At 66.5% G+C, this 15,194-nt stretch carries 14 protein-coding genes; 12 read left to right on the forward strand and 2 right to left on the reverse strand.

The annotated features are described in order from the left end of the window. Positions 1 to 10: 10 nt before the first annotated feature. Positions 11 to 1,228, reverse strand: a complete 1,218-nt coding sequence (locus tag HV793_RS09875) for an ABC transporter substrate-binding protein (RefSeq protein WP_175213068.1) — start codon at positions 1,226 to 1,228, stop codon at positions 11 to 13. 205 nt (positions 1,229 to 1,433) lie between these two features. Here HV793_RS09875 and HV793_RS09880 point away from each other — a divergent pair, with 205 nt between their 5' ends. From HV793_RS09880 to otnK, 7 genes are all read left to right on the forward strand, one after another. Beyond that, on the forward strand, positions 1,434 to 1,847 hold the full coding sequence (locus tag HV793_RS09880) for a carboxymuconolactone decarboxylase family protein (RefSeq protein WP_054457663.1): 414 nt from the start codon (positions 1,434 to 1,436) through the stop codon (positions 1,845 to 1,847). Beyond that, positions 1,844 to 2,761, forward strand: coding sequence for an NAD(P)-dependent oxidoreductase (locus HV793_RS09885; RefSeq protein ID WP_175213069.1), 918 nt, complete (start codon positions 1,844 to 1,846; stop codon positions 2,759 to 2,761). Before HV793_RS09880 ends, HV793_RS09885 begins: the two co-directional genes overlap by 4 nt. 178 nt (positions 2,762 to 2,939) lie before the next feature. After that, positions 2,940 to 3,578: a 3-oxo-tetronate 4-phosphate decarboxylase gene (otnC, locus tag HV793_RS09890; protein ID WP_175160850.1), complete on the forward strand. Its 639-nt coding sequence runs from the start codon at positions 2,940 to 2,942 to the stop codon at positions 3,576 to 3,578. Positions 3,579 to 3,592: 14 nt separating this feature from the next. After that, a complete protein-coding gene (otnI, locus tag HV793_RS09895; protein WP_175213070.1) occupies positions 3,593 to 4,393 on the forward strand; it encodes a 2-oxo-tetronate isomerase in 801 nt (266 codons plus the stop codon). Further along, positions 4,390 to 5,364 carry a D-erythronate dehydrogenase gene (denD, locus tag HV793_RS09900; RefSeq protein ID WP_054457659.1) on the forward strand — a complete coding sequence of 325 codons (975 nt, stop codon included), beginning with the start codon at positions 4,390 to 4,392 and terminating at the stop codon, positions 5,362 to 5,364. The genes otnI and denD overlap by 4 nt, the downstream gene beginning before the upstream one ends. A 45-nt stretch (positions 5,365 to 5,409) precedes the next feature. After that, positions 5,410 to 6,318 carry an L-threonate dehydrogenase gene (gene ltnD / locus HV793_RS09905; RefSeq protein ID WP_125470487.1) on the forward strand — a complete coding sequence of 303 codons (909 nt, stop codon included), beginning with the start codon at positions 5,410 to 5,412 and terminating at the stop codon, positions 6,316 to 6,318. Then, positions 6,315 to 7,571, forward strand: coding sequence for a 3-oxo-tetronate kinase (otnK, locus tag HV793_RS09910; RefSeq protein ID WP_175213071.1), 1,257 nt, complete (start codon positions 6,315 to 6,317; stop codon positions 7,569 to 7,571). The genes ltnD and otnK overlap by 4 nt, the downstream gene beginning before the upstream one ends. Positions 7,572 to 7,607: 36 nt before the next feature. On the opposite strand, the gene HV793_RS09915 is transcribed toward otnK, so the two are convergent. After that, positions 7,608 to 8,315 (reverse strand): FadR/GntR family transcriptional regulator, encoded by a 708-nt coding sequence (locus HV793_RS09915; RefSeq protein WP_054457656.1) that lies wholly within the window; start codon positions 8,313 to 8,315, stop codon positions 7,608 to 7,610. Positions 8,316 to 8,557: 242 nt separating this feature from the next. Between HV793_RS09915 and HV793_RS09920 the strand changes: the two genes are divergently transcribed. The 5 genes from HV793_RS09920 to HV793_RS09940 all read left to right on the forward strand — a co-directional run bounded on the left by HV793_RS09920 (position 8,558) and on the right by HV793_RS09940 (position 15,191). Beyond that, a complete protein-coding gene (locus HV793_RS09920) occupies positions 8,558 to 10,582 on the forward strand; it encodes a TonB-dependent receptor domain-containing protein (protein WP_370126687.1) in 2,025 nt (674 codons plus the stop codon). Between the two features lie 171 nt (positions 10,583 to 10,753). Then, positions 10,754 to 11,527, forward strand: coding sequence for an SDR family NAD(P)-dependent oxidoreductase (locus HV793_RS09925; protein WP_082401235.1), 774 nt, complete (start codon positions 10,754 to 10,756; stop codon positions 11,525 to 11,527). A 39-nt stretch (positions 11,528 to 11,566) separates the two neighbouring features. Next, the gene (locus tag HV793_RS09930) at positions 11,567 to 13,777 is read left to right on the forward strand and encodes an alpha-ketoacid dehydrogenase subunit alpha/beta (RefSeq protein ID WP_175213072.1); all 2,211 of its coding nucleotides are present in this window, start codon (positions 11,567 to 11,569) and stop codon (positions 13,775 to 13,777) included. After that, complete coding sequence (locus HV793_RS09935; protein WP_175213073.1) at positions 13,761 to 14,483, forward strand: SDR family NAD(P)-dependent oxidoreductase; 723 nt, start codon at positions 13,761 to 13,763, stop codon at positions 14,481 to 14,483. The genes HV793_RS09930 and HV793_RS09935 overlap by 17 nt, the downstream gene beginning before the upstream one ends. Before the next feature lie 6 nt (positions 14,484 to 14,489). Next, the gene (locus tag HV793_RS09940) at positions 14,490 to 15,191 is read left to right on the forward strand and encodes a GntR family transcriptional regulator (protein ID WP_054457653.1); all 702 of its coding nucleotides are present in this window, start codon (positions 14,490 to 14,492) and stop codon (positions 15,189 to 15,191) included. Positions 15,192 to 15,194 lie beyond the last annotated feature (3 nt).

Raw genomic sequence — 15,194 nt, forward strand, 5'->3', positions numbered from 1 at the left:
CCGCGCGGACTCAGGCAGCCGCGATGACGCGGCCCTTGGCCAATGCCGGCGGCCAGACCGAGACCAGTTCGCCCTTTTGCCACTGGACCATGATGGGCTGCGCCATGGTGTTCAGGCCATTGGCGTCGAAATGCACGCCGCCGCCGGACATCACGCCTGCCCAACCCTGGTCGTACTTTTTCGCGCGCAGGGCCTGGCTTACGGCTTCCGGCTTGTCGGACGCGGCGACTTCCAGCGCTTGCGCCAGCACGCCCGCGCAGACGGCATGTTCCAGCGCCTCGTGCGGCATGAAGGTGCCGAAGCGCTTGCGGTAGCGTTCGGTGTATTCGGGCGCCTGGTCGTAGTTGGCCGGAGCGATCGAGAGCACCGCTTCGGAATACTGGCCCAATGCCTTGGCGAAGTCGGGGATCACGTAGCCTGCTGCGCCTCCCACGATGGGCACGGTCAGGCGTTGCTGCCGCATGACGCGGATGATCAGGAGGCTGTCGTTCAGGTAGGAGATAGGGAAAACGATCTGGGCATCGGACCCGCGCAACTTGCTGATTAGCGGCGTGACGTCGGTGATGCCCAGCGGATAGGCTTCGTCCAGCACGATCTGAGTGCCGGCGGCCTTGGCTGCATTGCGCACGCCGACCGCCTGCGAGGTGCCATAGGCCGTATCTTCGTAAAGCAACGCGATCTTCTTGATGTCCGAGGCGCCCGCCACGACCGATGCCGCGTAGTCGTATTGCGCGCGGCCCAGCACCGAGCCCTTGGAGACCACCTGGAAGATGTGCTTGAAGCCGCGCTCCGTGAGCACATCGGAGAACGACATCGTGAGCAGGGGGATGCCGCGGCGCTCGGTCACTTCCGACACGGCCAGCGTCAGCGACGAGGCGTAGGCGCCGATGATGGCCACGCAGCGGTTCTGCGTGATCAGGCGCTGCGCCACGGTGGCTGCGGTGGTGGGCTGGGAAGTGGCGTCGGCGACGATGAGTTTGAGCTTGGCGCCGCCCATGGCCTTGATGCCGCCGGCCGCGTTGATTTCATCGGCGGCCAGTTCCAGCCCTTGCCGCGAGTTGATGCCGAACTGCGCGTTGGCGCCTGACAGCGGCAGGATCACGCCTACGTTGACTTCCGACGGCGCTGCCAGCGCACGGCCGGGCAGGCTGGCGGCCAGTGCGGCGGCGCCCAGTCCAGCGACGAATTCCCTGCGCCCGCGGCGCATGGCCTGTTGGGGTCTTGTCATGTCTGTCTCCTGGCTTTTTTGGGTGTGGCGCAAGGCTGCCGGCCCGGCGCTCTGCGGCACATTATTGTGCTCAAATTTTAAGCAGTCAAGAAGATTGTCAGACAATCAGACTATTGACGATCGCGGGAAAATTGCCGGACAATCAGACAAAACAGTGGGCGTAAATCCCCTGCAAAGCCCGTCACCCCATCACAAAGAGGAACTCATGGCAGACATCAAATCCGAAACCCAGGCCCTGTTCGACCAAGGCCTGAACCTGCGCCGCGAAGTGCTGGGCACGGAATACGTGGACGGCTCCATCGCCCGCGCCAACGAATTCATGATGGCCTTCCAGCACATCACCACCGAATGGTGCTGGGGCTATACCTGGGGCCGTCCCGGTCTGGAAAAGAAGACCCGCAGCATGCTCAACCTGGCCATGCTGACCGCGCTGAACCGCCCGGCCGAGATCAAGCTGCACGTCAAGGGCGCGCTGAACAACGGCGTGACGGTCGAGGAGATCAAGGAAATCCTGCTGCAGGCCACGGTCTACTGCGGCATCCCGGCGGGGCTGGACGCGTTCAAGGTCGCCAACCAGGTGCTGGAAGAAGAGGGCGCTTTCAAGGAGTCCAAGGCATGAACGCCCCGCAAGAGCGGGTGGGCCTGATCGGCATCGGCAGCATGGGTTGGCCCATGGCGGCCCGCCTGGTGCAGGCCGGCTTTGAGGTCACGGTGTTCGACGCCGTGCCGGGCCAGGCCGCCAAGTTCGCCCAGGAAGTGGGCGGCCAGGCCGCAGCCACCTGCGCCGAATTGGCCGCGCAGTCCGACATCATCTTCACCATGCTGCCCACCAGCGCGATCGTCGAGCAGGTGCTGAACGGCGAACAGGGCGTGCTGGCGGGTTTGCACCAGGGTAGCGTGGTCGTGGACATGAGCTCCGGCGTGCCGGCGCATACCCAGCGCCTGGCGCAGGCCGTGGCCGCCGCTGGCGGCGTCATGGTCGACGCGCCGGTTTCCGGCGGCGTGCCGCGCGCCCGCACGGGCGAACTGGCCATCATGTACGGCGGACCCGCGGCGACGCTGGAGCGGGTGCGTCCGGCCCTGTCCAGCATGGGCACCACGATCACGCCCGTGGGTGAGGTGGGCAGCGCCCATGCCATGAAGGCGCTGAACAACCTGGTGTCGGCAGGCGGCTTCCTGATCGGCGTCGAGGCCATGCTGATCGGCCAGCAGTTCGGCCTGGATCCGAACGTTATCGTCGACGTACTCAACGCGTCGACCGGCATGAACAATTCCACCCAGAAGAAGTTCAAGCAGTTCGTGCTGTCGCGCCAGTTCAATTCGGGCTTCGGCCTGGACCTGATGGTCAAGGACCTGGGCATTGCGCTAGGCATCGCGACCGACACCGGCACGCCCACGCCGTTTGCCTCGCTGTGCCGCGAACTTTGGGCCTCGGCCGGCAAGACGCTGGGCAAGGGTCAGGACCACACCGCCGTCGCCCGCCTGTCCGAGCAACTGGCCGGCGTGGAGCTGGGCGCCAGGCAGCAAGACTGAAACCGTTGCGGCCGGGTTGGCGTCCGGCCGCGTCCTATCGCTCAGTGTTTACCCTGGCACTGTGCTTTACGACAAATTTGTATGATGACATTATGACTTCACTCCTGGAAGGCAACGTCGTCATGCCCTTGGCATCCACATTACGCATGCTCGCCCCTTGTCCGGCCGGCGGGCGTCCATGACCGAAGAATCCCGCATCCGCGAAGAGATCTGCGCCGTCGGCGCCAGCCTCTACAACCGTGGCTATACCGTGGGCGCCGCCGGCAACATCAGCGCGCGCCTGGACGATGGCTGGCTGATCACGCCGACCGATGCCTGCCTGGGCAGGCTGGATCCCGTCCAACTGTCCAAGGTCGATGCGGCGGGCAGGCATGTTTCGGGCGGCAAGCCGTCCAAGACGCTGGAGCTGCATCGCGGCATCTACCAGGCCAGTCCCGGCGCTCGCGGCATCGTGCATACGCATTCCACGCATCTGGTGGCGCTGACGCTCGCGGGCGTATGGCGGCCCGATGAAGTGCTGCCGCCGATCACGCCCTATCAGGTCATGAAGGTCGGCAGGATTCCGCTGATCCCCTATCGCCGTCCCGGCGACCCGCAGGCCGCAGCCGAGGTCGCCGCCGTGGCCGGCGAGGTGCGCGGGGCGCTATTCGAGCGCCTGGGGCCGGTGGTGTGGGAGCGTTCCGTGGCGCATGCGGCTTACGCGCTGGAAGAACTGGAAGAAACCGCCCGCCTGTGGCTGATGAGCGATCCCCGGCCGGCGCCATTGAGCGCGGCGGCGATCGACGAACTGCGCGACGTGTTCGGCGCGCGCTATTGAATCAAGGAATCGCGATGCCGCGCCTGGCCGCCAATCTCAGCATGATGTACACCGAGCATCCTTTCCTGGACCGGTTTGCCGCGGCCGCGGGGGACGGATTCGCGGGAGTGGAGTTCCTGTTTCCCTACGAGTACCCGGCCGTCGAACTCAAGGCGCGGCTGCAAGCGCAAGGGTTGACCCAGGCGCTGTTCAACGCGCCGCCCGGCGATTGGGCCGCGGGCGAGCGCGGCACAGCCTCGCTGCCAGGCCGTGAAAGCGAGTTTCGGCGCGGAGTCGACCAAGCCTTGGAATATGCCGCTGCGCTGGGCAACCGCAAGCTGCATCTGATGGCTGGGCTGATACAGCCCGGACAGGACCGCGCGGCGCATCGCGCGGTCTATCTGGAGAACCTTGCGTGGGCCGCGCGCGCTGCGGCATCCGCCGACGTGACGGTGGTGATCGAGCCGATCAACACGCGCGACATTCCGGGATTCTTTCTCAACCGCCAGGACGAGGCCCAAGCCGTCTGTGCCGAAGTCGGCGCAGACAATCTGAAAGTCCAGTTCGACATCTACCACTGCCAGATCGTGGAAGGCGATATCGCGGTCAAGCTCAAGCGCGACATGGCGGGCATCGGCCACATCCAGATCGCGGGCGTGCCCGACCGCCACGAGCCGGACCTGGGAGAGCTGAACTATCCATATCTGTTCGAACAGATCGATGCGTTGGGTTATGCCGGCTGGATCGGTTGCGAATACCGGCCCCGGGCCGGCACCTCCGCCGGGCTGGGCTGGGCCCGGCCCTATCTGACACACACGGGGCATACCGCGATATGAAGATACTCATCACCGGCGGCGCCGGATTCCTGGGGCAGCGCCTGGCCCGCAAGCTGCTGGAGCGCGGCACGCTGGCATTGGATGGCGGCAAGCCCGAAGCCATCACGCGGATCGACCTGCTGGATGTGGTGCAGGCGCAGGGGCCGGATGATCCGCGCATCCATGCGCAGCTTGGCGATATCGCCGACCCCGCGATGCTGCGGCAGGCCATTGACACGCAAACCCGCGCCATCTTCCATCTGGCCGCCATCGTCAGCGGGCAGGCGGAGGCGGACTTCGACCTGGGGATGCGCATCAACCTGGACGCGTCGCGCGCGCTGCTCGAAACCTGCCGCGCGCTGGGCCACAAGCCGAGGGTAATCTTCACCAGTTCGGTCGCGGTGTACGGCGGCGCGCTGCCCGACACCGTGCGCGACGATACCGCGCTCAATCCCCAATCGTCCTACGGCACGCAGAAGGCCATTGCCGAACTGCTGCTGGCGGACTACACGCGGCGCGGCTACGTGGACGGGCGCGTGCTGCGCCTGCCCACCATCAGCGTGCGTCCGGGGCGGCCCAATGCGGCGGCGTCGTCGTTTGCCAGCGGCATCATCCGCGAACCATTGAACGGCTTGGAGGCCGCCTGCCCGGTCAGCGCCGATACGCGCCTGTGGCTGCTGTCGCCGCGCGGCGCGATACAGGCCCTGATCGCCGGCTGCGAGCTCGAGACGGCCGCCGTCGCGGACCGCGCTCCCATCAATTTGCCTGGCGTGTCGGTCACGGCTAGCGAAATGGTGCAAGCGCTGCGAGAGGTCGCGGGCGAGGAGGTCGCCGGCCGTGTCGGCTGGAAGCCTGACGAGCGCGTCGAGCGCATCGTGGGCAGCTGGCCTGGACGCTGGGACACCGCTCGGGCCGAGCGCCTGGGCCTGCGCGGCGACGCCGACTTCGCGGACATCATCCGCGCCTACATGGCCGACGACCTGCCGCGCTGAGCGCCGGCAGCTCTCCATTCCTACCGTAGCCGGGCCGCCAACGATATGAGCAATCCTCAAACCCCATCCCGCCGAGTCGGCGTCATCGGCCTGGGCGCCATGGGCGCGGGCATCGCGCAAAGCCTGCGCCGGGCGGGCCACGACGTGCACGTGTACGACATCCGCAAGGAAGCTTGCGCGGCATTCGCGGTGCAGGGCGGCGTGGCCTGCGCCACCCTGGCCGACATGGCGGCCGCCTGCGACATCGTCATCAGCGTGGTCGTCAACGCCCAGCAGACCGAGGAGGTGCTGTACGGGGAAGGCGGCCTTGCCGCCGCGCTGCGCCCGGGGGCGGTGTTCGTGATGTGTTCCACCGTGGATCCCAATTGGTCCATCGCGCTGGAGGCGCGGCTCGAAGCGCAGGGCATCCTGTACCTGGACGCGCCCATCTCGGGCGGCGCCGCGCGCGCGGCTTCGGGCGAGATGACGATGATGACCGCCGGGCGCGCGGCGGCCTATGACGCCTGCGGCGCGGTGCTGGAATCCATGGCCGGCAAGGTCTACCGCCTGGGCGACCGCGCCGGCGCGGGCAGCAAGGTCAAGATCATCAACCAGCTGCTGGCGGGTGTGCACATCGCAGCGGCGGCCGAGGCCATGGCGCTGGGACTGCGCGAAGGCGTGGACGCGGACGCCCTGTATGAAGTGATCACGCATAGCGCGGGCAATAGCTGGATGTTCGAGAACCGCATGGCCCATGTGCTGGCCGGCGACTACACGCCGCTCTCCGCGGTCGACATCTTCGTCAAGGACCTGGGGCTGGTGCTGGACACCGCCCGGCATACCCGCTTTCCCTTGCCGCTGGCCTCCACCGCGCATCAGATGTTCATGCAGGCCTCCAGCGCCGGCCACGGCCGCGAGGACGACAGCGCGGTGATCAAGATATTCCCGGGCATCGCCCTGCCGGAGGCCAAATGAGCATCAAACTGGGCTGCATCGCCGATGACTTCACCGGCGCCACCGATCTGGCCAACAACCTTGTGCGCGCCGGCATGCGCACCGTGCAGACCATAGGCATACCGGGCGAACCCCTGCGCGGCGCGGCGGATGCGGTGGTGGTCGCGCTGAAAACCCGCACGCTGCCCGCGGCCGAGGCCGTGGCGCAGTCGCTGGCGGCGCTGGAGTGGCTGCTGGCGCAGGGCGCGGAACAGATCTACTTCAAGTATTGCTCCACTTTCGACAGCACGCCCGAGGGCAACATCGGGCCGGTCGCCGATGCGCTGATGACGCGGCTGGACACGGATTTCACCATCGCCACGCCGGCCTTTCCGGACAACAAGCGCACGGTGTTCAAAGGCTATCTGTTCGCAGGGGATGTGCTGCTGAACGAATCGGGCATGCAGCACCATCCGCTGACGCCCATGACCGACCCGAATCTGGTGCGCGTTCTGTCCGCGCAGACATCCCGCCGAGTCGGGTTGATCGACTACAGCGTCGTGGCGCGCGGTAGCGAGGCCATCCGCGCCAGCATTCAAGAGTTGCAGGCGCAAGGTGTGGGGATCGCCATCGTGGACGCCGTGTCCAATGACGACCTGCTGGCCTTGGGTCCCGCGCTTGCCGGCATGTCGCTGGTGACGGCGGGGTCGGGCGTGGCGATCGGACTGCCCGGCAACTGGGGACTGGCGGCGGCGTCCGCGGACGCCCGGCAACCGCGCCAGCGCGGCTTGCAGGCGGTGGTGGCGGGCAGTTGCTCGGCGGCAACCAATGGCCAGGTGGCTGCATTCATTGAAAGCGGCCGGCCAGCGTTGGCGCTGGATCCGCGGCGGCTGGCTGCGGGTCACGACGTCGTGGGCGAGGCGCTGGCTTGGGCCGATGCGCGCATGCACGATGGCCCCGTGCTGATCTACTCCACCGCGCAGCCCGCGCAGGTGAGGCAGGCGCAGAGCGAACTTGGCGCTGCGCGCGCGGGCGCCATGATCGAGGACGCCATCGCGCGCATCGCGGCGGGTCTGGTCGAACGCGGCGTGCGGCAACTGATCGTGGCGGGCGGCGAGACCTCGGGGGCGGTGGTGCAGGCGTTGGGACTGCAGCAGATCGCCATCGGTGAGCAGATCGATCCCGGCGTTCCCTGGTGCTCCGGTCATGCGCCCGCGGCACAAGGCGACATCAGCATCGCGCTGAAATCAGGCAACTTCGGCACGCGGGATTTCTTCATCAAGGCATTCGGCTAGGCGCCGGCCGCAGCGCATGCGCCGCGGCGCTCCCGTCTAGCGGTGCGCCTGGCTCAACCGCTTGGCCGCATTCACCATATGGATGCGCGCGGCCTCGCGCGCGCCGTCCACGTCCCTGCCGCGTATGGCTTCGACGATGGCGATGTGTTCCTGCAGTACGTCGCGCATCAGGCTGGCGTGGCGCGCCTCGTTGGCGCGCGTGACGCGCGTGGCCGCTTCCAGGAACTGGCTGACGAAGGCCAGGGTTGTCAGGAAATAGGGGTTGCCGGTGGCGCGGGCGATGCTGCGATGGAAGGCGACGTCTTCCTGCACGCCGTCGCCGCCGTTTTCCACAGCCTGCGAAATGGCGGCCAGCGCGGCGTCGATCTCCGCCATGTCCTGCTTTTTCCGCACTGCCGCGGCCTGCGCGGCGATCTCGGTTTCCAGCGCGCGGCGCAGATCCACGATATGCAGCACGGCGTCCAGCGAGGACAGATCGGCGGCGTCGATGCGCAGAGCGCGGTTGCCGGCGTGGCCGGTGACGTACACGCCGCTGCCTTGCCGCGCTTCGACGATGCCGTCCTGCCGCAGCCGCGAAACCGCTTCGCGGATGACCGTGCGGCTGACGCCGAACTGCTCCGCCAGCGCGCTTTCCGTGGGCAATTTTTCCCCGGGCGGCACGCGACCTCCGTCGATCTCGGCGAGCAGGCGCTTGGCGACGGTGTCGGTCAGCGTGGGAGGAGTCGGAAGTCGGGGGAACACCATCGCCCTATGATACGCGCGCCCGTGCCGGCCCGGCCATGAGCGGCAGCGGCACATTCACTGCGTCTGCAAGCTTGCGTCATTTTCGAAATGTTATATCATTCGTCAATTATTTGGTACGTTATAACATTTGAAAGAGGGCGATGATGAATGGCAAGAAACTGGGGTGGCAGAGGGAACGCGGCGGCAGGGTTGCCCTGCGGGCGGGCCGCCGGGGTGCGCTGAAGCCTCTGGTCTGCGCGCTGATGCTGGCTGCGCCCGCCGCGCAGGCCGACGAAGCCGCGGAAGCCGCGGCGGAACGCTCGGCCGCCAGGACGCTGGCGCCGATCACGGTTTCCGCCAACCCGCTGGGGCTGGACCTGAACAGCACCACCTTGCCGGCCTCGGTGCTGGAAGGCGACGCGCTGATCGAGCAGCGCAACGGCACCCTGGGCGACACGCTGAAGAACCTGCCCGGCGTCAACAGCGACACCTTCGGCGGCGGCGCCAGCCGCCCCGTGATCCGCGGCCAGACCGCGCCGCGGGTAAAGGTGCTGTCCGACGGCTCCGAGGTGATGGACGCGTCCAGCATCTCTCCTGACCATGCGGTGACGGTGGAGCCGCTATTGGCTGAACGCATCGAAGTGCTGCGCGGTCCGGCAACGCTGCTGTATGGGGGCGGCGCGATCGGCGGCGTGGTCAATGTGGTGGACAAGAAGATCCCGACGGCGGTGCCGGAAAAAGGCATAGAAGCCGAGGCCGAGCTGCGCGGCGCCACGGGCACCAAGGAACGTGCGGGTGCGGTGGGTATCACCGCGGGCGAAGGACAGTTCGCGGTGCGCGTGGAAGGCCTGAAGCGCCGCACCAGCGACTATGACGTGCCGGATTGGCCGGGCGGCAAGCTGGAAGGTTCGTACAGCGAGTCGACGCAGGGTACGGTGGGCATGTCCTGGATCACGCCGCGCGGCTACGTCGGCCTGGCGTTCACGCATCTGGAAAGCAAGTACGGCCTGCCCGGACATAACCACGAATACGAAGGCTGCCATCCGCACGGTACTCATCTGCATTGCGGCGGCCATGATCATGACCACGACGAAGACGGCCACGATCACGACCATGAGCACGAACACGGCGGCGTGCCTTACGTGAAGCTGCGCAGCAACCGCCTCGATCTGCGCGCCGAGTACCAGGATCCATTTGCGGGCTTCGAGAAAATCCGCGTGCGCGGCGGCCTGACCGACTACCAGCACGACGAAATCGAAGGCGGCGAGGTGGGCACTCGCTTCAAGAACAAGGGTTACGACCTGCGCGTGGAAATGCAGCACAAGCCCATCGCAGGCTGGCGCGGCGTGGTGGGCGTGCAGAATGCCTACAGCGATTTCCGCGCCGATGGCGAAGAGGCGTTCCTGCCGCGCAGCAAGACGCGCTCTTATGGCCTGTTCGTGCTGGAGGAGTACCAGTTGAACGACTGGCGCTTCGAACTGGGCGCGCGGCAGGACTGGCAGCGCATCTCGCCCACGGGCGGCGCGCAGCGCAGCAGCCTGTCCGGCACGTCCTTGTCGGCCGCGGCCATCTGGGACTTCGCGCCGCAGTATTCGGTGGCCCTGTCCCTGTCGCGCTCGCAGCGCCTGCCCACCGCGCAAGAACTGTATGCGGACGGCGTGCACCTGGCCACCAACACCTACGAACTGGGCAATCCGGACCTGGGCCGCGAGACCTCGCACAACATCGACCTGACCTTGCGCAAGCACTCGGGCGATACGACGTTCTCGGCCAGCGTGTTCCACAATCGCGTGAAGAACTACATCTATGCCAACACGCTGGACCGCTACGAAGACTTTCGTCTGATCGAGTACACCCAGCGCGACGCAGAGTTCACGGGCGTGGAGGGCGAACTGCGCCACCAGTTCACCCCGGTGTTTTCGGCTGCGGTATTCGGCGACTACGTGCGCGGCAAGCTGACGGGCGGCGATGGCAACCTGCCGCGCATCCCGGCAGCGCGCGCCGGCGTGCGCGCGGATATGAAGTGGCAGCAGTGGTCGGGCGGCGTCGAGTATGCGCGCGTGTTTGCGCAGAAGGACATCGCTGCCTACGAGGAGACCACGCCTGGCTACAACATGGTCAATGCGGTGGTGGCCTACCGCGGCCAATATGGCGCCACGGGCTATGAGGTCTACCTGCGCGGCACGAATCTGCTGAACAAGCTGGCGTACAACCACGCGTCCTTTATTTCGACGGTGGCGCCGCTGCCGGGGCGCAGCGTGCTGCTGGGCGTGCGCATGACGTATTGATTTTTCCAGCCATTGGCGGATGCCTCCAAGGCGGAATGGGCATGGCCCCGTTCCGCCATTTTTTTCGTTCTACGGGTAGACCCCGATGGCAGGCATGTTGACGGCCTTCAAAGCCGTTCCTAGAATTTGATTTGTGATCACATATCAAAAATAGCAAAAAAGGGACGCAGCATGGCCCAGCACGAACTGTTCGATCTCGAAGGCAGGATTGTCTTGATCACCGGCGCGGCAGGCGGTATCGGCGCCGCGCTCAGCCGGGCGTATGCCCAGGCGGGCGCGACGCTGGTGCTGACCGACCTGGCGGGGGAAAAGCTCGACGCGCTGGCGTCCGAGTTGCGCGGATCCGGCGCCAAGACCGGAAGCTACGCGCTGCAGGTGGAGGATCGCGCCGCGTGCGCCGCGGTGGTGGACGAGGCGGTGGCCGCCTTCGGCGGGGTGGACGTGCTGGTGAACTGCGCCGGCGTCAATACCCGCATGCGTCCGGAGCAGTACGCCGAAGACGTCTGGGACCGCATCATCGACATCAATCTGAAGGGCAGCTTCAACATGTGCCAGGCCGTGCACGCATCCATGCAGGCGCGCCGCAAGGGCAAGATCATCAACATCGGCTCCATCCTGGCACTGGCGTCCAACGCCATGACCGCGGCCTATTCGGCCAGCAAGGGAGGGGTGCTGCAGCTGACCCGTTCGCTGGCCTGCGCCTGGGCGGCCGATGGCATCACCGTCAACGTGATCCAGCCCGGCTGGATCGACACGGCGCTGTCGCGCCAGGCGCGGGTAGACATTCCTGGCCACGCGGAACGCGTCGTGGCGACCACGCCCATGGGCCGCTGGGGCGAACCGGAAGACATGGTCGGACCCGCCCTGTTCCTGGCCAGCGCCGCGTCCGACTTCATGACGGGCGCCAGCGTGGTGGTGGACGGCGGCGTGACCGCGCATATCTGAACGCCGCGCGGCGGCCGCAAAGCACAACGAGGGGACGGCATGCAACTCGAAGAAATCCGGCAGAAGACGCCGGTGCACGAACTGGTGGTGGAAGAGAGCGACTGGGCGCAGCTGACACGCGCCGAGGCCCTGCGCCTGACGACGCTGTTCCTGGCCGCGCGCCGCTTCGAGGAAAAAATCCTGCAGCTGGACAAGCTGAACCTGGTGCACGGGCCGGCGCATTCCAGCATCGGCCAGGAAGGCGCCGCGGCCGGTTGTATCGCCGCATTGCCCGTCGACACGCTGATGAATGGCACGCACCGCGCGCATCACCAGTGCATTGCCAAGGCCATCAACGCGCTCTACGACGGCGGCCTGGACCCCTCCGCGGCCGGCCTGACGCTGCGCATGCGCCAGGAAATCCAGGGAATGATGCACGAGATCCTGGGTTTGAAGGACGGCTGGACCGGCGGCCGTGGCGGTTCCATGCACCTGCGCCGCGCGGAGCTCGGCATCATGGGCACGAATGCCATCGTCGCGGGCGGCATTCCCATCGCTTGCGGCCACGCCTACGCGGAAAAGCAGCGTGGCTCGGGCAAGACCATGGTCACGTTTTTCGGCGACGGCGCGGTGCACCAGGGCGCCACCCACGAAGCCATGAACCTGGCGGCGCTGTACGGCCTGCCCATGATCTTCTTCCTGGAGAACAACAAGTACGCCGTCTCCATGAGCGTGGAGCAATCCACTTTCGAGACGGAATTGCTGACCCGGCCGCAGGGCCACGGCATCGCCGGAGTCAAGGTGGACGGCATGAACCCGTTCGCCACCTGGCTGGCCACGCGCTGGGCGCAAGACCATATCGTCCGCACCGGGCGCCCGGCCTTCGTCCTGGCAGAGGTGTACCGTTACTACCACCAGAGTTCTTCGATTCCGGGCAGCGCCTTCGGCTACCGCACGCGCGAAGAGGAAAACGCGTGGAAGGCACGCGATCCCTGGCTGTTCCTGCAACAGGAACTGAAGGCGCGCGGCATTCTGCGCGAGGAAGAGTTGGCGGCCGTCGACGCCGCGGTGACGGACGCGGTGGAAGCGGCCGCCGCCTCCTGCATCGAAGGCGCAGGTTCGTCGGCCCGCATACGCGCCGGCCTTTGGCCGGCGGCGGCCAGCGTGGACGAACACCTCAATAGCGACATGTCGGAGTTCGATGGCGTGCGCTACGCCGAGGCGGAGGACTATGCCGCCGAAGAGATGGAACCCCTGTCCTACATCGAGGCGATCTCGCGGGCCATGGGCGCGCGCATGGCCGAAGACGAAACAATCCACGTGTTCGGCGAGGACGTGGCCAACATGGGCGGGGGCACCGTGGGCGCCACCCGCGGACTGACGGAGACATACGCCGGCCGGCTGGTGAATACTCCGATCACTGAGAACGGATTCTGCGGCCTGGCCACCGGCGCAGCGCTGTCGGGCCTGAAGCCCGTGGTCGAGCTGATGTATAGCGACTTCTTCCTGGTGGCGGGCGACCAGCTGCTGAACCAGGCTGGCAAGATCCGTCATTTGTTCAATGGCACGGCCGAAGTGCCGTTGGTGCTGCGCGCGCGCATCCCCGGGCCGGAAGGCTATGGCTCGCAGCATTCCATGGACCCGGCAGGCGTGTTCGCGCTGTTTCCCGGGTGGCGCATCGTGGCGCCGTCCAATGCTTTCGATTACGTGGGCCTGATGAACTCGGCGCTGCGCTGCAAAGATCCGGTGCTGGTCATCGAGCCGCAGCAGCTGCACAAGCGCAAGACGTTGGTGCCCAAGGACCTGGACTACTACATCCCCATCGGCCGCGCCAAGCGCGTACGCGAGGGGGACCAGATAACGCTGCTGACGACCCTGACCATGGTGGATGAATGCTGCCGCATGGTGGAAGAGGCGGGCATACGCGCCGACGTCATCGACCTGCGCACCTTGTCGCAGCGGGACATTGATTACGAAACCATCGGCCGGTCCGTCATGAAGACGGGCCGCGTCGCCATCGTCGAACAGACCACGCGCGGCGCCAGCCTGGGTGCGCTGATCGCCGACGAGATCCAGCGGCGCTACTTCGACTACCTGGACCAGCCGGTCAAGCGCGTCACCGGCCGCTGGGCGCCTCCCGTGGTGTCGCAGGCGCTGGAGCGCGCGGCGCTGGCGGGAGAGGACGATATCCGTGCCCTGATTCGTGAAATGCAGGCCGACAGTGCGCTCTCGGTCGGCCAACAGGAGCAAGCTCATGCCGCGCGCGCTTGAGGGCAAGACGGTGTTGATCACCGGCGCGGCCGGCGGCATCGGCCGCGCGACCGCCGAAGTCTGCGGCGAGCAGGGCGCATCGCTGGTGCTGGCCGATCGCGAACCACCGCAGGAACTGGTTGCGCAGTTGCAAGCCAAGGGCGTGCCGGCGCGCGCCATCGCCTTCGACGTGACGGACCGGGCCGCCGCCGAGGCGGCCGTGGCCGACATCGGGCGCCTGGACGCGCTGGTGGCCAATGCGGGCTATTGTCCCTGGGACGACTGGCACGAGGCGGGCTGGGACGAGGTCTTCCACCATGTCATCGACGTCAATCTGCTGGGGCTGATGCACCTGACGCGCGCCGTGCTGGCGAAGATGAGCGCGCAGGGCGCCGGCCGCATGGTGCTGGTGTCTTCCGTCGCCGCGCGCATGGGAGGGCTGGCCGCCAGTCCACACTACGTTGCGGCCAAGGGCGGCACGCAGGCTTTCGTCAAATGGCTGGCCCGCAAGGCGGCCGATTCCGGCGTCACCGTCAATAGCGTCGCGCCAGGCGCGACCGAGACGGGAATGACCCGTGGGCAGACCTTCGATGCGAATAGAATTCCGCTGCGGCGCATAGCCCGGCCTCGCGAAATCGCCTTGCCCATCGCCTTTCTCTGTTCCGATGGCGCGAGCTACATCTGCGGCGCCACCCTGGACGTGAACGGTGGCGTCTACATGAATTGAGACGACATGGACAACAGCACACTGGAAGGCCTGCTCGAAAAGCAGGAACGCGTCACCGTCGCGGATCAGATCTATCAACGGACCCGTGAACTCCTGATGAGCGGCGCCGTGCCGCCGGGAGAGAAAGTCACCTTGCGCGGGCTGGCCTCGGTGCTTAACACCAGTCCCATGCCGGTACGCGAAGCGGTCAACAAACTTGTCGCCGAAGGGGCGTTGGAAATGTTGCCCAGCCGTGGCCTGCGCGTGCCCAAGCCCGGCCTGACCAAGTTCCGCGAGATCGTGCGCATCCGCTGCTGCATGGAAGGCTTCGCGGCGGCCGAGGCGGCCCAGATCATGACGGATGCGACCGTGGCGCGCATACAGCGCTACGCCGACGAGTTCGACAAACTTGGGCATCAACGCAAGATCGATACCTTGAAGACCATCGAGGCCAACCGCAATCTGCATTTCACGCTGTATGAGGCGGCCGGAATGCCTCTGTTGGTCACGATGATAGAGAACATCTGGCTGCAGATCGCGCCGCTGTTTTCACTCAGCATGGGCAGCAAGGACCGCAAGTCCGAAAGCTGGGAATCCTTCAGCCACCACGCCGCCTTGTTGGACGCCTTGAAGCGCCGCGACGGCGAAGCTGCGCGCGCGGCCATCGTGGCGGACATATCGGACGCAGCCCTGTACATCGAGAAGACAGGCAATCTGGCCAACACATAGAGC

The organism is Achromobacter aegrifaciens (genome assembly GCF_902859965.1).
GTDB classification, from domain to species: Bacteria; Pseudomonadota; Gammaproteobacteria; order Burkholderiales; family Burkholderiaceae_B; genus Achromobacter; species Achromobacter aegrifaciens.